The sequence below is a fragment of the Reinekea thalattae genome (genome assembly GCF_008041945.1).
GTDB lineage: Bacteria > Pseudomonadota > Gammaproteobacteria > Pseudomonadales > Natronospirillaceae > Reinekea > Reinekea thalattae.
In genome coordinates this window covers 1249287-1269875 of record NZ_VKAD01000001.1, presented here as the reverse complement: position 1 = coordinate 1269875, position 20589 = coordinate 1249287, and the positions used below count along the sequence as shown (strand labels likewise).

Sequence of the window (20589 nt, the reverse complement as noted above, 5' to 3'; positions counted from 1 at the left end):
GGGTTTGCTTTGTTTTTTGATGGGATCTCATATGACTCGTTACATCTTTGTTACCGGTGGTGTTGTTTCTTCTTTAGGAAAAGGCATTGCCTCTGCCTCTCTTGCCGCCATTTTAGAGGCGCGCGGCTTAAAAGTTACGCTGTTAAAATTAGACCCCTATATCAATGTCGATCCGGGCACCATGAGCCCGTTCCAGCATGGTGAAGTTTTTGTCACCGAAGATGGTGCTGAAACCGATTTAGACTTGGGCCATTACGAGCGCTTTGTTAGTACAACTATGACGCGCCGTAATAACTTTACCACCGGTCGTATCTATCAAGACGTGTTACGTAAAGAGCGTCGTGGCGATTATTTGGGCGGTACGGTGCAAGTGATTCCTCACATTACCGATGAAATTAAGCGCCGAGTGATTGAAGGCGCTGGTGATGCTGATGTTGCATTGGTTGAAATCGGCGGCACCGTTGGTGATATCGAATCGTTACCTTTCCTAGAAGCCGTACGTCAGCTTAAAGTTGAATTAGGCAGCCGTCGCGCCTTGTCTATGCACCTAACGTTAGTGCCTTATATTGCCACTGCAGGTGAAGTAAAAACCAAGCCGACACAGCATTCGGTGAAGGAGCTGCGCACCATTGGTCTGCAGCCAGATATTTTGATTTGTCGTTCAGAGCGCCCAATTGGCAAAACTGAATTACGTAAAATTGCGTTATTCACCAATGTTGAAGAGCGCGCGGTCATTCCATTGCTGGATGCCGACACCATCTATCGAATACCTTCGATGTTGGCCAAGTCTGGCCTTGATGCCATTGTGGTCGAGAAGTTTGGTCTAGAATGTGAGCCAGCCGATTTGTCAGATTGGGATGATGTTTCAGATCGCAAACTCAACCCTGAAAAAGAAGTCACCATCGCCATGGTTGGCAAGTACATGGATTTATTGGATGCCTATAAATCGTTGATTGAAGCGATTGATCATGCCGGTATTCGTTCGCGTACCAAAGTTAAGATCCAGTATATCGATTCTGAAGATATCGAGAAAAACGGCGTTGAAATGCTTGCCGATGTGGCCGGAATTTTGGTTCCAGGCGGCTTCGGCCATCGCGGTGTCGAAGGGAAAATATTGGCAGCGCAATATGCCCGTGAGAATAAAATCCCTTATTTAGGCATCTGTTTAGGTATGCAGGTAGCTGTTATTGAGTACGCGCGTAATGTTTGCGGTTTGCAGGGTGCGCACTCAACCGAATTTGATCGTCAATCCCGTCATCCGGTGATTGGCCTTATTACAGAATGGATTGAAGCCGACGGTAAGGTGGTTGAGCGTGATGAGTCGACCGATCTTGGCGGTACCATGCGATTAGGTGGGCAGGAATGTCAGCTCACCGAAGGCTCATTATCTCGCGAGGCCTATGGCAAAGACCGAATTGTTGAGCGTCACCGTCATCGTTATGAAGTAAATAATCACTATGTTAACGATTTAGAAAAATCCGGTTTGGTCATTGCAGGGCGTTCGTCCGACGGTGCGCTGGTTGAAATCGTTGAAAACCCCGACCATCCTTGGTTTGTTGCTTGTCAATTCCACCCCGAATTCACATCGACACCAAGACAAGGTCATGGCCTATTTAGTGGTTTTATTTCAGCTGTGATTGCACACAACGGCTAATTCCTGAAATAATCCCCGCCTCTGAGAATTCATTGCGCGGATTTGCCCTGAATTTTGTAGCAAAATTACAAATAGATTGACCCCGAACAAGTTATTGTTCAGCCAAATCACAACAATAAGCCCGATTTGGTTTTTATTACTCATTGGAGAGTCTGAAATGGCGAAAATTGTAGATATTAAAGCTCGTGAAATCATTGATAGCCGTGGTAACCCAACGGTTGAAGCAGATGTAATTCTAGAAAGTGGTGCAAAAGGTCGTGCAGCAGCACCTTCTGGCGCGTCAACTGGTTCTCGTGAAGCGTTAGAATTGCGTGATGGCGACAAAAGCCGTTTCTTAGGTAAAGGCGTATTAAAAGCAGTTGATGCGATTAACGGTCCAATCCGTGATGCGCTGATCGGTAAAGATGCATTGGCTCAAGCTGACGTTGACCAAGTAATGATCGACCTAGACGGCACTGAGAACAAATCAAACTTCGGTGCAAACGCTATTTTGGCGGTTTCTCTTGCAAACGCTAAAGCTGCAGCGGCTGAAAAGGGCGTTGAGCTATATGCACACATTGCAGACCTAAACGGCACTTCTGGTGTTTATTCTATGCCGCTACCAATGATGAACATCATCAACGGTGGTGAGCACGCAGATAACAACGTTGATATCCAAGAATTTATGATTCAGCCTGTTGGCGCGCCAACGTTGAAAGAAGCGCTACGTGTTGGTGCTGAAGTATTCCATAACCTAGCTAAAGTTCTTAAGTCGAAAGGCATGAGCACAGCTGTTGGTGATGAAGGTGGTTTCGCGCCTAACCTAGAGTCTAACGCAGCAGCACTTGCAGCGATCAAAGAAGCTGTTGAAATGGCGGGTTACGAGCTAGGTAAAGACGTTACTCTTGCTATGGACTGTGCTGCGTCTGAGTTTTACGACAAAGAAGCTGGCAACTACAACATGAAGGGTGAAGGCAAAATCTTCACTTCTGAAGAGTTCAACGTATACCTTCAAGGTCTTGCTAACGAATACCCAATCGTTTCTATCGAAGACGGTTTGGACGAGTCTGACTGGGATGGCTTTAAGCACCAGACAGAACTTTTAGGCGACAAGCTTCAATTGGTTGGTGACGACCTGTTCGTTACAAACACTAAGATCCTTGCTGAAGGTATCGAAAAAGGCATCGCTAACTCTATCTTGATTAAATTCAACCAGATCGGTTCTTTAACTGAGACGTTGGCAGCAATCAAAATGGCGAAAGACGCTGGTTACACTGCGGTTATTTCTCACCGTTCTGGTGAAACTGAAGATGCAACCATTGCTGACTTGGCGGTAGGTACTGCTGCTGGCCAGATCAAAACAGGTTCTATGAGCCGTTCTGATCGTGTTGCTAAGTACAACCAGTTGATCCGTATCGAAGAGCAGTTAGGTGCTAAAGCGCCATACAATGGCTTGAAAGAAGTTAAAGGCCAAGCTTAATTCATACTGAATTAGCATACATAGGTGGTTATTTATTAATAAATAGCCACCGATAGCAAAAGGGGGCTTGGCTCCCTTTTTTTTATGCGTGAGAATAGGCGACTTATTTTACAAGGTTTAGGCAATGCGCATTATTCAAATTCTATTGTTAGCGCTTGTGGCTTTCTTGCAATATCGTTATTGGCTTGGCGAGAACGGCTACGCGGATAAACAGCGTTTAACGAAGGAAGTCATCGAACTGCAACAGCAACTCGATGAGCAGCGAGCGATTAACGACCAGTTGAATGCTCGTGTGATTGATTTGAAATCCGGTAATGATGCGATTGAAGAATTGGCTCGTCAGGAGCTTGGCTTAGTAAAACCAGATGAAGTCTATATCGTCATCAACGAGGCCGATTGATTTATGGCGATGCATTTTTTATTTCCAGCCGGTGGCGTAGGCCAGCGTTTTGGTGCTGATCAGCCGAAACAGCTGACCAGTATCGCCGGTAAAACAGTGATGGAGTGGACGCTGCAAGCCTGTTTCGAAACCGATCGAAAGGGCCACGCCTTTATTGGTTTATCTCCAAACGACGAACAGGGCAGGCAGATTTCCGAAGGTTATCAAGATCTCAGTATCTTTAGTGCCGGTTCTGAGCGATTCGAGACGGTATTAAATGGCTTGAATCGAATGCTTGAGATTGTTCACCCCAATGACTGGGTGCTGGTGCACGATATTGCACGGCCCTGTGTTCGGGCTGAAGATATTCAACGGCTAATCGATACCTGCCTAATTTCTCAGGTCGGCGGTCTATTGTGCCAACCCATTACCGACACAATAAAGCAGGCCAATAGCCTTTTAACGGTGCCAAAAACTATTGACCGCAGTACACTCTGCGCGGCACAAACACCGCAGTGTTTTCGTGTTAAAGAGTTGCGCGATGCAATTCAACAGGCCGATAAGATGGGTATCGCTATTACCGACGAAGCAAGCGCTATGGAGCTGGCGGAGCAACCGATGAACTTGGTCGTTGGCTCTTCCGACAATGTTAAGCTGACCCACGCCGAAGATGCTGCGTTGGTCGAATTTTATTTAAAACAGCAAGGTAGGATCTAATGTTCCGAATTGGTCATGGTTACGATGTCCATAAATTTGATCAAAACAGCAGTCAGTGCACCATTAAATTGGGCGGCATTGATGTTGGGTCGACCCATTCGCTATTGGCGCATTCTGATGGTGATGTTGTATTGCACGCCTTAACCGATGCCTTATTGGGCGCGATTGCGCAGGGAGACATTGGCGAGCATTTTCCAGATACGGATGAACGATGGAAAGGTGCTGATTCTGGCTTGTTGCTACAAGAAGTTTATCGACTGGTGAATCAGCAGGGTTACCAGCTGGTTAATGCCGATATTAGTATCGCCGCACAGGCACCACGTTTAAAACATTACAAACTGCCGATGGCGCGTAATATTGCACAGCTACTCAATACCGAGCCAACCAACGTTAATGTTAAGGCGACCACGACTGAAAAGTTGGGCTTTGTTGGCCGTAAAGAAGGCATCGCGGTTGATGCCGTTTGTTTGATTGAGCGAGTGAAGGCATGAGCCTTTCGTTCAACTGGCCTCGCGCCCACGCCTTTGCCCTTGCTGAAGCCCAGATAAAACAAAGCCCTGAAGACTTTAAGGTTGTTGAGCAGTTACCCGAGCAGCCCTATGGGGAAGGTGAGCATCTATGGCTATTGATTGAAAAAACCGGTCAAAATACCAATTGGGTGGCTAAGCAAATTGCTCGATGGGCAAATGTTAAACCTCGTGATGTTAGCTTTGCAGGTTTAAAGGATCGTCAAGCGGTTACCCAGCAAACCTTTTCGATTCATCTTCCTGGGCAAGAAAACCCAGACCTTGACCAATTTTCGGTTGATGGTGTAACTATTCTCAGTGCTGAGCGCCACAGCCGTAAGCTGAAAACAGGGCAGCTAATCGGAAATCAATTCACTATCCGTTTGCGCCACTGCACTAAAACTCCGGCAGAAATAAGTGCTGGCTGGGCGCAAATTGTCGAACAGGGTGTGCCGAATTATTTTGGCTCTCAGCGTTTTGGTATCGACGGTCTCAATGTCGATAAAGGCATTCAACTATTAACCAAAACCCAGCGTTTCCCTCGGCATCAAGAATCCATTTATCTATCAGCCGTGCGCTCTTACCTGTTCAATAGCCTGTTGGCGGAGCGAGTAACTCAGCAAACTTGGAATCGACTAGTCGCACATGAGTTTGCACAATTTACCGAAGGTAAGGCAGGTTTCTATTGTGCCGCGCCAGAGCCTGATGATCATGAGCGTTGCCTTGCTGGTAAGTTATCACCATGTGGCAGTTTGCCAGGTGTATCAAAAGATGAGTTTGATGAGCTCGATCAGCGAGAGAGCTCAGTGCTGGAGCCATGGGCAGAAATCATAACCGCGCTGAAGGAAAAGAAGGTCAGTCGGCATTTCCGAAAGTTCCGAGTCTTCCCAGAGCGAGCAACGCTTAATTTTGTCGATAACGATCCGGTTCTCAGCTTTTTCTTACCAGCGGGCTGCTTTGCGACCACGGTGATTTCTGAGCTTTGTGATACCACGGCTAATTTGGGAGAGCATTGGCATGAATGATCATTCGCGCAGTGTGCATGGAATAGGCATGACTTCGGCTCGAACCCGAGCTCGAATGATTGACCGCTTAGTAGAACAGGGAATTCAAAATGCTAAAGTTTTGGCCTGTTTTGAGTTGGTACCTCGTCACCTATTTGTAGACGAGGCTCTGGGTCATAAAGCATACGAGGACATTTCAGTGCCTATTGGTTATGCCCAGACACTGTCACAACCCTACATTGTTGCCAAAATGTCAGAGCTTGTTTTACAGGCGCCCCATCATGAGCGGGTATTAGAAATTGGTACCGGTTCAGGCTTTCAGACCTGCGTGTTGGCAAACTTAGTCGATGAAGTGTACTCAGTCGAACGTATTGCGCCGCTACAGCAAAAGGCGAAATCTCGTCTGCAACAACTTAATTTAAAAAATGTTCAGCTTAAGATGGATGATGGTTTTTTCGGCTGGCCGGAAGAAGGCCCGTTTGATGTCATTATTGGCACGGCAGCGCCCAGTGAGCCACCGATGGAATTACTGGATCAATTGATACCTGATGGCGGTCGGTTGATCATGCCCATTGGCGAAGAACAGCAATACCTTACTGTTATCGATAAGGTTGATGATCAAATAACCAAAACACAAATCGAGCCGGTTGTGTTTGTACCAATGCTCAGCGGAGTAAAGAACGCGTGATAAAAGATGTTATAAGTTGGCTGTTAAAGGGTGCAGCTATGGGGGCTGCCGACGCGGTTCCTGGTGTATCCGGTGGCACGATCGCACTAATCACCGGTGTTTATCGCCGTTTTATCGAAGCCTTAGCCAGCTTTAAACCTGACTTGTTGAACTTACTTTTAACCCGGCAGTGGGCGAAGCTTTGGCAGCGTATCGATGGTAATTTTTTGTTCAGCTTAGGCGCAGGTATTTTATTAAGCTTGTTGAGCGTACTGCATGCTATGCATTGGCTGTTGGAGCGAGCTGCTCCGTTGCTTTGGGCTTTCTTTATGGGCGTCATCCTGATATCGCTGGTTCATCTTGCTCGTCAACAGACTTGGAATGCCAAACGATTAGCGCTGTTTGCCTTAGGTTTTGCTGGCTCTCTTGGCTTGGTGTTTTTGGCGGCAATTGATTTGGCCGCCACACCACTGATGCTGGTGTTAGGGGGCGCATTGGCGATTTCTGCAATGTTACTGCCCGGCGTTTCGGGCTCGTTTATTTTAGTGCTGCTAGGGTTATATCCTCAGATCGTTGAAGCGATACACGATAGAGATATTCAAGTCATAGCTTGGGTTGCTTTGGGCTGCCTAATTGGCGTATTGAGTTTTAGTCAATTCCTGAAATGGTTGATGAACAATTGGTACTCACCAGTCCTTTGTTGCATGCTCGGTGTTATTGCTGGTGCATTATTAAAAGTTTGGCCTTGGCAGGCAAATGAACAATGGTTTTTGCCGAGTACTTACGCCACCTATACTGGCCAAAATGAATGGCTTTTTGCTTCTGTCGTGAGTTTTTTTATCGGTGTTTTATTGTCAGGATTATTATTTTCCTACTCAACCAAAAGTGAAAGTCAAGGCTGAATGAGAGTGATAATCAGGAATTCACGCTAATTGCACATTTATTTAGACTTATTAGTTATATATTTTAGGCTATGAGTTGAAGATTGTTATAGAGAAATTGACTTTTAAAGGTGTTCAGTTCAAATCGTTAACGTGAACTAGCCAGCGTATTGAGGAATGCGTACCGTGGTATTAGTGTCAAAAAAATGTATAGTTTTTGTATTGATAATATTATTGACCTCCTGTTTGAACAGTGAGAGGTTCGTATCAATCGAAAAACGAGGCGTGCCAAAATGGCAAGCTAATGCGACGACGACTCAGCCGGTGGCTACTAGTCGACCGAGTTCTTATCGGGTTAAGCGTGGCGATACCCTCTATTCTATCGCCTTTCGTTTTGGCTTAAATTATAAAAAGCTTGCCGCGGCCAATGGTATTGGAAATGACTATAAAATTTACCAAGGCCAGCGTTTGAGCTTAAAAGAAGCCTCGTTAGTTTCTTCTCGCTCAGTACCAAAATCGACTCAGTCGTCCAACTCAAATACTGATTCCAGACGTAGCCAAAGCGCCAGTCAAAAATCCGACACCGCTACAGTGGTCGCCAAACCGGTAGCGCAGGTCTATATCGATTGGAGCTGGCCTCACGATGGGAAAATAGTGCGAACATTTGATCCAGATCAGTCGGCGCAAAAAGGCATTGATATCGCCGGTCGAATTGGGGATTCTGTAGCTGCAGCGGCAGAGGGTACTGTCGTGTATGCCGGAGATGGACTCGCTGGTTACGGTAATTTAATTATAGTTGAGCATGAAGGCTCATTTTTAAGTGCCTACGCATTCGCGGAAGAGATTTTGGTCAAGGAAAAGGAGTCAGTGACCGCTGGTCAAACAATTGCCACAATGGGCAATCAGGGTGATCAAGCAGGCCTGCATTTCGAAATAAGACGAGAAGGAACCCCTGTCAATCCAACAATTTATTTGCCGAAGCGTTAAAGCCAACCTCCTCCGAGTCGATAAGTCGATTAAAAGAACACAGCAGGAATAGGTGGACACAATGACAGAACTTAGGGAAGACGCCATTGGTATTGCAGAAGATCAGGTTTCCACATTTAAAGATCTTTTGAACGAAAACGAAAATATAGACGGCGATACTGGCGTAGAAAATAATAATAAGAAAGATTTCGAAAGTTTTGCAACAGATACAGTCGATACTGACGATGGTGAGTTTCAAGATGCGCTCAACGCGAATAGTGATATTCAGCGCTCTTTAGATGCAACTCAGCTTTATCTTAATGAGATTGGATTTTCTCCACTTCTCACTCCAGATGAAGAAGTCTATTTCGCGCGTCTAGCTCGCAAGGGTGAAGCGTCAGGTCGTAAACGGATGATTGAAAGTAATCTTCGTCTGGTGGTTAAAATTGCGCGACGTTATTTAAATCGTGGCCTTACTTTGCTTGATCTGATCGAGGAAGGAAATTTGGGTCTGATTCGTGCGGTAGAAAAATTCGATCCAGAGCGAGGCTTCCGCTTCTCTACTTACGCGACCTGGTGGATACGACAGACCATCGAACGCGCCATTATGAATCAGACACGTACTATTCGTTTACCTATTCATGTGGTTAAAGAATTAAATGTTTATTTAAGAGCCGCTCGTGAGCTTTCACAAAAGCTTGATCACGAACCAACCGCAGAAGATATAGCCTTCTTGCTTGAGAAGCCGGTTGAAGACGTGAAAAAAATGCTGGCGCTGAATGAACGAGTGACTTCAGTTGACACGCCAATTGGCCCGTCTTCAGAGAAGAGCTTACTCGATACTATTGCTGATGATCAGGCTAATGATCCTTCGGATGCATTGCAGGAAGAAAATTTGAAAGCCAGTATCGACCGTTGGCTTGACGATTTATCTGAAAAGCAGCGCGAAGTTGTTGCCCGTCGCTTTGGCTTGCGAGGTTATGAAACCAGTACGCTAGAAGATGTTGGCAGAGAGATTGGTTTAACCCGTGAGCGTGTTCGTCAGATTCAAGTTGAATCGTTAAAACGCTTGCGTGAAATCATGGAAAAGCAAGGTCTGGACGCCACCTCCTTATTCGGTGTTTAACTAGCCTGTCTATTGCTTTAGTTTCAGTTTAAGCTCTTATCTTTGAAAGCCCGCATTTAGCGGGCTTTTGCATTTATGTCGTTGACTCTTTAATGGCTCCTAGCTGGGACGACTCTTGTCTATTGAGTTAAGGGCGTTGTCTTATTCGCAGAGTGAGAGGAAGGTTAGATGACTCTAGAATCCGCTATTTCATTTTTTATTGCGTTGTTTGTGTTTGGTATTACACCTGGCCCTGGGATTTTTGCGATTATTTCACGCGCGCTGGTGTCTGGCAGTCGAGCCTGCTTTTGGTTGTCGTTAGGAATGGCGGTTAGTGATGTACTTTACCTGATTGCCGCCTGCTTTGGTTTAGCGACAATTGCTGAAAATTGGTCGGAATTGTTTTTGGCGGTTAGGATTTTCGGTGGGCTGTATTTACTGTACTTGGGTTGGAAACTGTGGACAGCGACATCTGCAGCTAAAATTACACAGCCGTTAGTGGCTTCGCCAATGCGGTTGAAAACCTTTTTTCAGGGCTTTGTAATATCAGCGTCCAACCCTAAGGTGATTCTATTTTATATCGCGTTTTTACCGACCTTTATCGATGTCACTGTGTTGCAGGGTAAAGATATTATTATTGCAAGCGCGCTTGCTATCATCGCTCTAATGATCGGTTTGAGCCTGGTCGCGGCATTTGCATCGTCGGCTCGACACATGGTTCAAACGCCCAGAGGTTCTCGCCGGTTAAATCGAACATCAGGCTCTATCATGATGGCAGCAGGTGCATTTTTGCTGTTAAAAAACTAGGCAGTGCTAGCTTGGTTTGTTCGTATTTGTTTAGAGCATAAAAAAAGCCCGATTATTTCGGGCTTTTTTGATACCACCAGCCTAATTATCAGGCTCAGCGATAGTTTTTAATTAGCGTTCTAGAGCAGCGCGCTTGCCGGGAATGCCATTTTGCTCATCGGCCTCCGGGAGCGGGTCTTTTTGCTCTGTGATATTTGGCCATACTTCGGCAAGTTCGGCATTAAGTTCGATAAAATCGATCTGATCGGCCGGTACTTCATCTTCAGAAAGAATGGCTTCGGCTGGGCATTCTGGCTCACAAAGTGCGCAGTCGATGCATTCATCCGGATGAATCACCAAAAAGTTAGGGCCTTCGTAGAAACAGTCAACGGGACAAACTTCTACGCAGTCGGTGTATTTACATTTAATGCAATTTTCTAAAACAACAAATGCCATCTAATGATCTCTTCTCTAGTTTGCGCTAATAGTAGTGCCTGAGGTTGTCAGTCTCAATGTTAAATTAAGCCGATTATGGTTGATCCTTATTACCTAATGATCTATTCAGCCTGTTTATTATCGTTTATTAATAAATTGTTGAATGAGATTGTCGATAAGTCAACCAGTCTACAGAGCACTATAATTGCTGTTTTTGTTGGTATAACCAGTCTAAAGCCTGCTTAGGAGTCATTCTGTCCAGTTCTAAGTGACTCAGGCTCTCCACGATTGGGTGAGGCGAGCTGGCAAACAGGTCTGCTTGGGCTGGCTGTTCTTGAGTACTTTGCAATAAGGCTGGTGTCGGTTTTGAATCTGAGACGCTTGTCGAGCCTTCTAGTTCACTAAGTTTGAGCTTTGCTTGCGCAATAACATTCGCAGGCAGGCCAGCAAGCTTGGCGACCTGAATACCGTAACTTTGCGACGCTGGGCCTATTTGAACTCGATGCAAAAACACCAGTCGATCTTTGTGCTCTGTTGCATCTAGGTGAACATTTTGCGTATTAGGGTATTGGTTTGCCAGTGCGGTCATTTCAAAGTAATGAGTCGCAAATAGCGTTAGCGCCTTGGTGTTCTCTGCTAATTGGCAGGCACTCGCCCAAGCCAGAGACAGGCCATCAAAGGTGCTGGTACCGCGACCGACTTCATCCATGATAACTAAGCTGTGTTCACTGGCGTTGTTAAGAATGCTCGCCGTTTCGGTCATTTCAACCATAAAGGTGGATCGGCCGCCAGCGATGTCGTCCGATGAACCCATACGAGTATAAATTCGATCTAATGAGCCGATGGTGGCTTGTTCGGCAGGTACATAACTGCCAATACAGGCGAGTAATGAAATAACCGCAACCTGACGCATATAGGTCGATTTACCGCCCATGTTAGGGCCGGTAATAACCTGCAAACTGCAGTCTGGGTTGAGTTGGGTATCATTAGGCACAAAGGCGTTTTCAATTAATGATTCCACCACCGGATGACGACCAGCCTTGATGTCGATCGTCGGCTCGTCAACGAGCACAGGCTTGCGCCAATCGTAGCTGTCGGCGCAGTTCGCCAGTGTCGATAGCACATCGACCTGAATCAAGGCTTGGCAAAATTTTTGTAGCGGCTGTAAGTCGTTTGCTAGTTTTTGAATCAGTTGATCGTATAGATGTTTTTCCCTTGCTAAGGAGCGGCTACGCGCACTTAAGGCTTTATCTTCGAACTGTTTGAGTTCTGGCGTTATAAAGCGTTCAGCATTTTTGAGCGTTTGCCGGCGAACGTATTCGGTAGGCGCTTCGGCTGACTGAGCCTTGCTGATTTCGATGTAGTAACCATGCACCCGGTTATAACCGACCTTCAGAGTTGAAAGGCCAGTGCGTTCGCGTTCCCGTAATTCTAACTGGGTCAGAAATTCACCAGCATTGGTATCCAGTGAGCGTAATTCATCTAATTCATCATCGTAGCCATCGGCGATGACGCCGCCTTCTCGAATCACCACCGGAGGGTTGTCTTTCAGTGCTGCCGAAAGTTCATCCAGCCAGTCAGCCTTGGTGGTCAATTGCGTGGTCAGTTCATGCAGCAATGGAGATTCACTGCAACTGAGTAATTGTTCTTGCAAGATTGGCGCGACCTTTAAGGCTTCCTTAAGGCGTACCAAATCTCTAGGTCGAGCAGATAACAAAGCGATTCGGCTCAGTACTCGCTCGATATCACCAATGGGCTTTAAAGTGCTGTTGATCTGTTCAAAGCTAAAGTCTTTTAGCAGAGTTTCGATGGCATGCAGGCGTTGCTCTAATGTTTGTTTGCATCTAATGGGTCGGTTCAACCAACGGCGCAATAGCCGACTGGCCATCGTGGTACTGCATAAATCCATGTGCTGGAATAGGGTGTGATCGGACTCACCTCGAATGTTGGTGTCGATCTCTAAGTTACGTCGTGTTGCTGCATCCAAGATAACGCTGTCATCGTGGGATTCTGCCGACAACGATTGAATATGAGGCAGCTCACTGCGTTGCGTCTCTTTGGCGTAATCTAAAAGGCAACCTGCTGCTTGTGTCGCAAGTGTCATCTCTTCGACACCAAAGCCGGATAAATCCTTCGTGCCAAGCTGCTTGGTGAGTGCATCAAAGGCGCTGTCGAACTCAAAGTGCCAGCTCGGCTGTTTACGGACAAGATAGCTGTTGAGTTGCTCTGCCAACAATGGATTAGCTTCAAGGCCGTCTTCTGCAACCAGCAATTCGCTAGGTTTGATTCGCTCTAATTCATTAATTAATGCTGACTGATTTTCCAGCTCCATCAGGTTAAAGCGTCCACTGGCCATATCCAGTGTTGCGACACCCCATTGTTCGTTATTAGGCGTTTTAAATATAGCGGCAAGGATCGATTCTTGACGGTCTTGCAGAAAGGCCTCATCGGTTAGTGTACCCGGCGTTAAAACACGAACGACCTTTCTTTCAACGGGACCTTTACTGGTCGCGGGATCGCCAATCTGTTCACAGATGGCGACGGTCTTGCCAAGCTGAACCAATTTAGCGATATAATTTTCGGCGGCATGAAACGGAATGCCGGCCATAGGTATTGGCTCGCCGTTACTGTGACCGCGTTTGGTTAAGGTGATATCAAGTAAGCGAGCGGCGGATTTAGCGTCGTCAAAGAAGAGCTCGTAAAAATCACCCATGCGGTAAAATAATAGATCGTCAGGATGCTGCTTCTTTAGCTTAAAATATTGCTGCATCATGGGAGTGTGGGCTGTTTGTTGTTTACTCATGTAATTATCAGTACCAGAAGACGATCAGCCGGTAATGGTATTCGATTCTGGTACTAATCAAAACCCGGAGGTTTTATGCAGTTGCATTTATTGGCAAAAAAAATGTTAGATCGAGGTCAGACATTAGCCACGGTTGAATCCTGTACTGGCGGCGGCATTGCTACGGCCTGTACCGATTTGGCCGGCAGTTCACAGTGGTTTTTAGGCTCAGTGGTCACCTATGCCAATGAAATGAAAATTAAATTGGGCGTCGAGCCTAGTGCCATAGAGCATCATGGCGCAGTCAGTATCGAGGTTGCCGAGCAGATGGCGCAATGCGGTCTGGAGTATAGTGCTGCCGACTGGTCCGTCGCAGTCACCGGTATTGCGGGGCCCGGTGGCGGTTCGGCAGAAAAACCGGTAGGTACCGTTTGTTTTGCATGGGCACACTCAAACCAGCTTTTCAGTGAGCGTATGCAATTTAGTGGCGACCGTTTAGAGATTCGTAAGCAAACGGTAGAGTACGCCATCGATAAATTAGTCGAGTTGTTAAAATAAACAAAAAATTTGCTTGTCAGCCTAGGCAGCCTTATGACAATATACTGTTCATTCATACAGTTTTAGTTGGAAGAAGATTATGGACACCAATAAAGAAAAAGCATTATCGGCTGCGTTAGGCCAAATTGAGCGGCAGTTTGGTAAGGGCTCTGTTATGCGTCTGGGTGACAGAGAGCAGTTAGATATCCCTGCGATCTCAACTGGCTCGCTAGGCCTTGATATTGCGTTAGGTATTGGTGGTCTACCGAAAGGTCGTGTTGTTGAAATTTACGGCCCTGAATCTTCTGGTAAAACAACGCTTACATTGCAGGTTATCGCCGAAGCGCAAAAAGCTGGTGGCACCTGTGCGTTTGTTGATGCTGAGCACGCTTTGGATCCATCTTACGCGCAAAAGCTAGGCGTTAATGTAGATGACCTGCTTATTTCACAGCCAGATACGGGTGAGCAAGCTTTAGAAATTTCCGATATGTTGGTTCGCTCTAATGCTGTCGATGTCATTGTTATTGACTCCGTAGCGGCCTTGGTACCTAAAGCTGAAATTGAAGGTGAGATGGGTGACCATCACGTAGGTTTGCAGGCACGTTTGATGTCGCAGGCACTGCGTAAAATTACCGGTAATATCAAAACAGCCAACTGCTTGGTGATCTTTATTAACCAGATTCGTATGAAGATTGGAGTCATGTTTGGCAACCCAGAAACGACGACAGGTGGTAATGCGCTTAAATTCTATTCTTCTGTGCGTTTAGATATTCGCCGTACAGGCACCATCAAAGATGGTGATGAAGTCATCGGTTCAGAAACACGGGTTAAGGTTGTTAAAAACAAAGTAGCACCGCCGTTTAAGCAGGCCGAATTCCAAATCATGTATGGTCAAGGTATTTACCATATGGGTGAAGTCATCGACCTTGGTGTGAAGATTGGCTTGGTCGAAAAAGCCGGTGCTTGGTACTCCTATAAGGGTAATAAGATCGGTCAGGGCAAGGCTAATGCTGCTCGCTTCTTAAGTGAGAACATGGAAATGGCTAATGAGATTGAAAGCGCCGTACGAGCTAAATTCTTAGATACGCCTGCATCAGAGCCAGAATCAAAAGATAAAGCAGAGAAGCCTGAGCCAGCTAAGGCAGTAGCAAAAAAAGATAAGGCGGCCGAGTAATCTAAAGCATGCATACGCGATCAAAGCTTTTGCAGAGCATCTAAGCTGTTAATAAATAAAACCCACCTCGTTGTGGGTTTTTGCTATTCAGCGGTAGCAAATTGAGGCTGGCTCGTCGATGAAAGGTTGGTGCTATAGCGTGAGTGCTGCGTTAAACAGGTGAATATCATGAGTATTTGGAATTCGGCGTTAAACACTCTAGCTAAACGGGAATACTCACAAAGCGAGCTGCGTACTAAGCTGCAGACAAGGTTTCCTGAACAGCTAGAAGAAATAGAGCAAGTACTTGAACGCTTGGTCGAGCAAGGGCTGCAATCCGATCAGCGCTTTGCTGAAATGTGGTTGAACAGCCAAGTTGAAAAAGGTCGTGGCCCTATTCGTATTAGTTACGAGGCGCGTAACAAAGGTATTGCTTCGCTTATTCAAGGCTTACTCGAACAGAGCGAGATTAATTGGTTTGAGCACGCACGTGATTGTGCGCTTCGTAAGTTTTCTTCATTGCCAGACCAACGAGCCTATGCACGAGCGTATCGCTATTTGAGCTATCGTGGCTTTAATGGCGAAATGGTTCGCTATGCGATCTCAGCTATAGAGACAAACTCGCAACAGCTAGATGCGGATTGATCGCCTTTTTATGGCAACAAGCCAGACGAATTAAACGTGCAGCGAGGGTGCAGTTACCTGCCTAGCATGGCAAAACTAGCGAGTGATCACTTTTTATTCTTAATGAGTGGTATTTCTTCTGTTTGTCCATATGTGTAATATTGGCAGCCCTTTTATCTATAGAACCCTAACAGAGACTACAGCCGTCAATGAAGACCTCAGAAATCCGCCGCCGCTTTCTAGATTTTTTTGAAAAAAATAACCACCGTATCGTGCCTGCGGGCTCGTTGGTGCCGGGCAATGATCCGACATTACTCTTCACCAACGCAGGTATGAACCAGTTTAAAGATGTCTTTCTAGGCAGTGACAAGCGCGATTACAACCGAGCAACGACAGCACAACGATGTGTTCGAGCCGGTGGTAAACATAACGACCTTGAAAATGTTGGCTATACCGCAAGACACCATACTTTCTTTGAAATGTTAGGTAACTTCAGTTTTGGCGATTACTTCAAAGAAGAAGCGATTCAGTTTGCGTGGACTTTTTTGACAGAAGAGCTTGGCCTACCCAAAGAGCGGCTTTGGGTTACAGTCTATAAAGACGATGATGAAGCAGCCGACATCTGGATCAATAAGATGGGTGTTCCGGCCGATCGTCTATCACGCTTGGGTGATAAAGATAATTTTTGGATGATGGGCGATACCGGTCCTTGTGGCCCATGCTCAGAAATTTTTTATGACCACGGCGAAGATGTGCCAGGTGGTCCTCCGGGCAGCCCAGATGACGACTTAGATCGTTATATTGAAATCTGGAACCTCGTATTTATGCAGTTTGATACGTTGGCAGACGGCAGCCGAGTGCCATTGCCTAAACCATCTGTCGATACTGGAATGGGACTTGAGCGACTTGCCGCTATTTTGCAAGGCGTACACAGTAATTATGAGATCGACCTGTTCCAATCGTTAATCAAAGCGGCCATGCGTGTAACCGGTTGCCAAGATATCGAAAACCGATCACTGCGGGTGATTGCAGACCATATTCGATCTGCGGCCTTTTTGATTGTCGATGGCGTGATTCCGTCGAACGAGGGGCGTGGCTATGTGTTGCGCCGTATTATTCGTCGCGCCATTCGTCATGGCTATAAGTTAGGTTGCGAAGAGCTATTTTTAAATAAATTGGTTGCTGATCTCGTGGCAGAAATGGGTGAAGCCTATCCAGAGCTTGCTGAGCAGGCGGATCACGCGGTTAAAGTTCTGATCCTAGAAGAAGAGCAGTTTGCTCGCACCTTGGCCAATGGTATGGCGATATTGGAAGCGGGTATTCAGTCGTTAGAAGGCAAGGTTGTCCCTGGTGAGTTGGTTTTTAAGCTTTATGACACCTATGGCTTTCCTGCCGATTTGACTGCCGATGTGGCGCGAGAAAAATCGCTAGAAATCGATCAACAAGGTTTCGATGAGGCGATGCAAGCCCAGCGAGAGCGAGCAAAAGCAGGCAATAAATTTAAGCTAGATCGTGATGTTGACCTTGAACTTGACGGTGCTACCGAATTTTTAGGTTATGACTCATTAGTGGCTCAAGGCTCGGTGAGAAAATTACTGAAGGATGGCGAGTCGGTAGACAGTATTCATGCCGGTGATGAAGCGGTGGTTATTTTAGATCGCACACCATTTTATGCTGAGTCTGGCGGCCAAGCTGGAGACACCGGAACCTTAACGGCCGATTCAGTCGAATTAGAGGTTGTTGATTGTACTAAGCAGCAGGGGCATTTCTTACACCGTGTCAAAGTTTCCGCTGGTAGTGTCAGTGTGGGTATGTCATTAAATGCCAGCGTTAAACGCGAAGAGCGTCTTAATACTGCACGCCATCACAGCTCTACGCATTTGATGCATGCAGCACTGCGTAAAATTTTAGGCACTCACGTTCAGCAGCGTGGTTCGTTGGTCAGCTACGACAAGCTGAGATTTGACTTTTCTCACTTAGAGCCGGTCACGGACAGTGAGTTAGAGGCTATTGAGGTGTTGGTTAACAAGCACATTCAGGCCAATACACCAGTCACAACCGAATTGATGGATATTGAGTCGGCGCAAGCCTCCGGTGCGATGGCTCTGTTTGGTGAAAAGTATGACGATCAGGTGCGTGTTTTAACCATGGGCACCGATGGTTTCTCGAAAGAGCTTTGCGGCGGAACCCATGTTAGCCAGACCGGTGATATTGGTGTTTTCCGTATTCAATCAGAAACTGGTGTTGCAGCAGGCGTTAGACGTATTGAAGCGGTTGTAGGGCCTTACGCTATCGCAGATATTCATCGCCAAGATAATTTGATTGGTCATTTGCAAGCGACTCTAAAGTGCTCAAAAGAACAGGTTGAAGACCGTGTTATGCAATCTATCGGTCAAATCAAAGAGTTAGAGAAAGAAATCCAAAATCTCAAAGCTAAGTTAGCCAGTTCGGCGGCGAATGATCTAACCTCAGCGGTTATTGATGTGAATGGCGTTAATGTTTTGGCTGCGCGTTTAGACGGCGTTGATGCAGGCTCGCTAAGAAGCACCATGGACCAAATGAAAGATAAGCTAAAGTCAGCGGTTATTGTTTTAGCTGCAGTTAATGGCGACAAAGTTCAGCTCGCGGTCGGCGTCACTAAAGATCAAATTGGCGTCGTTAAGGCCGGTGATCTAGTTAAAGAAGTCGGCGCAGTGATGGGTGCTAAAGGTGGCGGTAAGCCTGATCTGGCGATGGCTGGCGGTGGCGACCTTGCTGAATTGCCAAAGGCGTTGGATGTTGCCGTTGAACTCATCAAGCAGAAACTTGCCTAAGGATAGCTAGCAGATGGCGTTATATGTTCAAAAATTTGGTGGCACCTCGGTTGGCAGTGTAGAGCGCATTCAGGCGGTCGCGAAAAATATTAAGGCTTGCCGAGACGAAGGCCATGACATTGTTGTTGTTGTGTCGGCGATGAGTGGTGAGACAAATAGGCTGCTGGCGTTGTCTGCAGAAATTTCTGCCGATCCAAGCCCGCGTGAATTGGATGTTTTGGTTTCAACCGGCGAGCAAGTGACTATTGCCCTGTTGTCAATTGCATTGCAGGAGCTAGGCTGCGATTCAAAATCCTACACTGGCGATCAGATTAAAATATTAACTGACAGCTCTCATACCAAAGCTCGAATTAAAAATATTGATGTTGCTCGCATGCAAGAAGACTTAAAGCAGGGGCGCGTTATTGTTGTTGCTGGCTTCCAAGGTGTGGATGAACAAGGCAATACCACAACCTTGGGTCGAGGCGGCTCAGATACTTCTGCGGTTGCTGTTGCTGCGGCACTGAAGGCAGATGAGTGTCAGATCTATACCGATGTTGACGGTGTTTATACAACGGACCCGCGAGTATGCGAAAAAGCACGTAAACTTGAACGGATTACATTTGAAGAAATGTTAGAAATGGCCAGTTTAGGGTCAAAGGTATTACAAATTCGTTCGGTTGAATTTGCCGGAAAATACCAAGTGCCGTTGCGTGTGTTATCTAGTTTTGTTGAGGGTGAAGGTACTCTTATAACGTTTGAAGGTGTTGAAAAAATGGAACAGCCAGTCATTTCGGGGATTGCTTTTAATCGAAACGAAGCCAAATTAACCCTTGTCGGCGTGCCCGATATTCCTGGTGCAGCCAGTCGAATTCTAGGTCCTGTGAGTGCTGCTAATATCGAAGTTGATATGATCGTGCAGAATATCGCAGAAGATAAAACCACCGACTTTACCTTTACGGTTGATCGCAACGATTATCAGCGTGTGAAGCAGGTCCTTGAATCTGTTTCAGAAGATTTAGGTGCGCAAAGTGTGGTTGGCGATAACAGCATTGCTAAAGTCTCTATCGTTGGTGTTGGCATGCGATCTCATGCGGGAGTCGCTTCAAAAATGTTTGATTGTCTAGCGTCTGAAAACATTAATATTTTAATGATATCGACGTCAGAAATTAAAATTTCCGTTGTGATCGAAGAAAAGTATCTAGAATTAGCCGTGCGGGCTTTGCACAGTGCGTTTGATTTAGATAGTGACGCGGTCGCCGAATAATTTGCATAAAAACTATTCGACCGATTGTATTTCTGAAAAAAGCTCATACATCTGTCTACCAGGTTTGAGTTTGTAGTCGACATTGTTGAGGTTATAGGGATTGTAAAATTCAGCGGTAGCTGGGTTAGGCATAGGACTGGTTGTCTTAGTGCTCCTCAAAAGCAAGGTCGATTCAATGTTAATAGCTGGGCACCTAAGCAAGGATGAGCTTAGGTTAAGAGGATTGCCCGAAAAATACACTAGGAGTCGCATAAATGCTTATTTTAACTCGTCGAGTAGGTGAAACCCTGATGATTGGTGATGAGGTTACCGTCACAGTGCTTGGCGTAAAAGGGAATCAGGTGCGCATTGGTGTTAATGCACCAAAAGATGTTGCTGTTCACCGAGAAGAGATCTATCAGAGAATCCAAGGGGAATCTGACGATATCGAGCATTCCGAGGATTAATCCGCTCCGATAAGGTGTTTATCTGTGCCATTAAAAACTCGCTAATATATTAATTTTATTGAGTTTTTTCTTTTATTTTTAAGAAAACATGGTAAGATGCGCGCCGTTGTTTTGGAGAGATGGCCGAGTGGCTGAAGGCGCGCCCCTGCTAAGGGCGTATGGGCGAAAGCTCATCGAGGGTTCGAATCCCTCTCTCTCCGCCATGCAACTTACTATTTGTAAGTTTAAGCGCCCGTAGCTCAGCTGGATAGAGTACCTGGCTACGAACCAGGCGGTCGTACGTTCGAATCGTACCGGGCGCGCCACTTCAAATAGACTATACTGTTGCATACCTTTTTTGCGCGCCCGTAGCTCAGCTGGATAGAGTACCTGGCTACGAACCAGGCGGTCGTACGTTCGAATCGTACCGGGCGCGCCAACTTCTTTTAA

19 protein-coding genes and 3 tRNA genes are annotated in these 20589 nt (G+C 46.2%); 20 read left to right on the top strand and 2 right to left on the bottom strand.

Annotation, left to right across the window (positions count from 1 at the left end):
* The first annotated feature begins 31 nt into the window (after positions 1-31).
* The 11 genes from FME95_RS05890 (at position 32) to FME95_RS05840 (ending at position 10145) form a co-directional block, all read left to right on the top strand.
* Positions 32-1654, top strand: a complete 1623-nt coding sequence (locus FME95_RS05890) for a CTP synthase (RefSeq protein WP_147713465.1) — start codon at positions 32-34, stop codon at positions 1652-1654.
* Between the two features lie 157 nt (positions 1655-1811).
* Positions 1812-3113: a phosphopyruvate hydratase gene (eno, locus tag FME95_RS05885; protein WP_147713464.1), complete on the top strand. Its 1302-nt coding sequence runs from the start codon at positions 1812-1814 to the stop codon at positions 3111-3113.
* A gap of 124 nt (positions 3114-3237) precedes the next feature.
* Entirely contained in the window at positions 3238-3513 is a 276-nt protein-coding gene (locus FME95_RS05880) for a septum formation initiator family protein (protein WP_147713463.1), read from the top strand.
* A 3-nt stretch (positions 3514-3516) separates the two neighbouring features.
* Positions 3517-4209, top strand: a complete 693-nt coding sequence (locus FME95_RS05875) for an IspD/TarI family cytidylyltransferase (protein WP_147713462.1) — start codon at positions 3517-3519, stop codon at positions 4207-4209.
* A complete protein-coding gene (ispF, locus tag FME95_RS05870; protein ID WP_147713461.1) occupies positions 4209-4700 on the top strand; it encodes a 2-C-methyl-D-erythritol 2,4-cyclodiphosphate synthase in 492 nt (163 codons plus the stop codon). Before FME95_RS05875 ends, ispF begins: the two co-directional genes overlap by 1 nt.
* Complete coding sequence (gene truD / locus FME95_RS05865; protein WP_147713460.1) at positions 4697-5740, top strand: tRNA pseudouridine(13) synthase TruD; 1044 nt, start codon at positions 4697-4699, stop codon at positions 5738-5740. Before ispF ends, truD begins: the two co-directional genes overlap by 4 nt.
* Entirely contained in the window at positions 5733-6407 is a 675-nt protein-coding gene (locus FME95_RS05860; RefSeq protein ID WP_147713459.1) for a protein-L-isoaspartate(D-aspartate) O-methyltransferase, read from the top strand. The genes truD and FME95_RS05860 overlap by 8 nt, the downstream gene beginning before the upstream one ends.
* A 38-nt stretch (positions 6408-6445) precedes the next feature.
* Positions 6446-7288, top strand: coding sequence for a DUF368 domain-containing protein (locus tag FME95_RS05855; RefSeq protein ID WP_147713458.1), 843 nt, complete (start codon positions 6446-6448; stop codon positions 7286-7288).
* Positions 7289-7444: 156 nt separating this feature from the next.
* Positions 7445-8254, top strand: coding sequence for a peptidoglycan DD-metalloendopeptidase family protein (locus FME95_RS05850; RefSeq protein ID WP_147713457.1), 810 nt, complete (start codon positions 7445-7447; stop codon positions 8252-8254).
* A 61-nt stretch (positions 8255-8315) separates the two neighbouring features.
* A complete protein-coding gene (gene rpoS / locus FME95_RS05845) occupies positions 8316-9359 on the top strand; it encodes an RNA polymerase sigma factor RpoS (protein WP_246109328.1) in 1044 nt (347 codons plus the stop codon).
* A 168-nt stretch (positions 9360-9527) separates the two neighbouring features.
* Positions 9528-10145: a LysE family translocator gene (locus FME95_RS05840; protein WP_147713456.1), complete on the top strand. Its 618-nt coding sequence runs from the start codon at positions 9528-9530 to the stop codon at positions 10143-10145.
* Positions 10146-10256: 111 nt separating this feature from the next.
* Here FME95_RS05840 and fdxA read toward each other — a convergent pair whose 3' ends face one another.
* The gene (gene fdxA, locus FME95_RS05835) at positions 10257-10580 is read right to left on the bottom strand and encodes a ferredoxin FdxA (RefSeq protein WP_147713455.1); all 324 of its coding nucleotides are present in this window, start codon (positions 10578-10580) and stop codon (positions 10257-10259) included.
* Positions 10581-10758: 178 nt separating this feature from the next.
* The gene (gene mutS, locus FME95_RS05830; RefSeq protein WP_147713454.1) at positions 10759-13362 is read right to left on the bottom strand and encodes a DNA mismatch repair protein MutS; all 2604 of its coding nucleotides are present in this window, start codon (positions 13360-13362) and stop codon (positions 10759-10761) included.
* A gap of 75 nt (positions 13363-13437) precedes the next feature.
* Between mutS and FME95_RS05825 the strand changes: the two genes are divergently transcribed.
* The 9 genes from FME95_RS05825 (at position 13438) to FME95_RS05785 (ending at position 20578) form a co-directional block, all read left to right on the top strand.
* The gene (locus FME95_RS05825) at positions 13438-13899 is read left to right on the top strand and encodes a CinA family protein (protein ID WP_147713453.1); all 462 of its coding nucleotides are present in this window, start codon (positions 13438-13440) and stop codon (positions 13897-13899) included.
* A 79-nt stretch (positions 13900-13978) separates the two neighbouring features.
* A complete protein-coding gene (gene recA, locus FME95_RS05820; RefSeq protein ID WP_147713452.1) occupies positions 13979-15052 on the top strand; it encodes a recombinase RecA in 1074 nt (357 codons plus the stop codon).
* Positions 15053-15220: 168 nt separating this feature from the next.
* The gene (locus FME95_RS05815; RefSeq protein WP_147713451.1) at positions 15221-15676 is read left to right on the top strand and encodes a regulatory protein RecX; all 456 of its coding nucleotides are present in this window, start codon (positions 15221-15223) and stop codon (positions 15674-15676) included.
* Between the two features lie 188 nt (positions 15677-15864).
* Complete coding sequence (gene alaS / locus FME95_RS05810) at positions 15865-18468, top strand: alanine--tRNA ligase (RefSeq protein ID WP_147713450.1); 2604 nt, start codon at positions 15865-15867, stop codon at positions 18466-18468.
* A 13-nt stretch (positions 18469-18481) separates the two neighbouring features.
* The gene (locus FME95_RS05805; protein ID WP_147713449.1) at positions 18482-19714 is read left to right on the top strand and encodes an aspartate kinase; all 1233 of its coding nucleotides are present in this window, start codon (positions 18482-18484) and stop codon (positions 19712-19714) included.
* A 254-nt stretch (positions 19715-19968) separates the two neighbouring features.
* On the top strand, positions 19969-20160 hold the full coding sequence (gene csrA / locus FME95_RS05800; RefSeq protein WP_147713448.1) for a carbon storage regulator CsrA: 192 nt from the start codon (positions 19969-19971) through the stop codon (positions 20158-20160).
* Between the two features lie 113 nt (positions 20161-20273).
* Positions 20274-20363: transfer RNA gene (locus FME95_RS05795), tRNA-Ser, on the top strand.
* A 25-nt stretch (positions 20364-20388) separates the two neighbouring features.
* A tRNA-Arg gene (locus FME95_RS05790) sits at positions 20389-20465 on the top strand.
* Between the two features lie 36 nt (positions 20466-20501).
* Positions 20502-20578 (top strand) — tRNA-Arg (locus FME95_RS05785).
* Positions 20579-20589 lie beyond the last annotated feature (11 nt).

What these genes read in the sequence shown, in the direction of transcription:
- FME95_RS05890 (WP_147713465.1), top strand. Translation starts at nt 32, where the DNA reads ATGACTCGTTACATCTTTGTTACCGGTGGTGTTGTTTCTTCTTTAGGA.
- eno (WP_147713464.1), top strand. Translation starts at nt 1,812, where the DNA reads ATGGCGAAAATTGTAGATATTAAAGCTCGTGAAATCATTGATAGCCGT.
- FME95_RS05880 (WP_147713463.1), top strand. Translation starts at nt 3,238, where the DNA reads ATGCGCATTATTCAAATTCTATTGTTAGCGCTTGTGGCTTTCTTGCAA.
- FME95_RS05875 (WP_147713462.1), top strand. Translation starts at nt 3,517, where the DNA reads ATGGCGATGCATTTTTTATTTCCAGCCGGTGGCGTAGGCCAGCGTTTT.
- ispF (WP_147713461.1), top strand. Translation starts at nt 4,209, where the DNA reads ATGTTCCGAATTGGTCATGGTTACGATGTCCATAAATTTGATCAAAAC.
- truD (WP_147713460.1), top strand. Translation starts at nt 4,697, where the DNA reads ATGAGCCTTTCGTTCAACTGGCCTCGCGCCCACGCCTTTGCCCTTGCT.
- FME95_RS05860 (WP_147713459.1), top strand. Translation starts at nt 5,733, where the DNA reads ATGAATGATCATTCGCGCAGTGTGCATGGAATAGGCATGACTTCGGCT.
- FME95_RS05855 (WP_147713458.1), top strand. Translation starts at nt 6,446, where the DNA reads ATGGGGGCTGCCGACGCGGTTCCTGGTGTATCCGGTGGCACGATCGCA.
- FME95_RS05850 (WP_147713457.1), top strand. Translation starts at nt 7,445, where the DNA reads ATGCGTACCGTGGTATTAGTGTCAAAAAAATGTATAGTTTTTGTATTG.
- rpoS (WP_246109328.1), top strand. Translation starts at nt 8,316, where the DNA reads ATGACAGAACTTAGGGAAGACGCCATTGGTATTGCAGAAGATCAGGTT.
- FME95_RS05840 (WP_147713456.1), top strand. Translation starts at nt 9,528, where the DNA reads ATGACTCTAGAATCCGCTATTTCATTTTTTATTGCGTTGTTTGTGTTT.
- fdxA (WP_147713455.1), bottom strand. Translation starts at nt 10,580, where the DNA reads ATGGCATTTGTTGTTTTAGAAAATTGCATTAAATGTAAATACACCGAC.
- mutS (WP_147713454.1), bottom strand. Translation starts at nt 13,362, where the DNA reads ATGAGTAAACAACAAACAGCCCACACTCCCATGATGCAGCAATATTTT.
- FME95_RS05825 (WP_147713453.1), top strand. Translation starts at nt 13,438, where the DNA reads ATGCAGTTGCATTTATTGGCAAAAAAAATGTTAGATCGAGGTCAGACA.
- recA (WP_147713452.1), top strand. Translation starts at nt 13,979, where the DNA reads ATGGACACCAATAAAGAAAAAGCATTATCGGCTGCGTTAGGCCAAATT.
- FME95_RS05815 (WP_147713451.1), top strand. Translation starts at nt 15,221, where the DNA reads ATGAGTATTTGGAATTCGGCGTTAAACACTCTAGCTAAACGGGAATAC.
- alaS (WP_147713450.1), top strand. Translation starts at nt 15,865, where the DNA reads ATGAAGACCTCAGAAATCCGCCGCCGCTTTCTAGATTTTTTTGAAAAA.
- FME95_RS05805 (WP_147713449.1), top strand. Translation starts at nt 18,482, where the DNA reads ATGGCGTTATATGTTCAAAAATTTGGTGGCACCTCGGTTGGCAGTGTA.
- csrA (WP_147713448.1), top strand. Translation starts at nt 19,969, where the DNA reads ATGCTTATTTTAACTCGTCGAGTAGGTGAAACCCTGATGATTGGTGAT.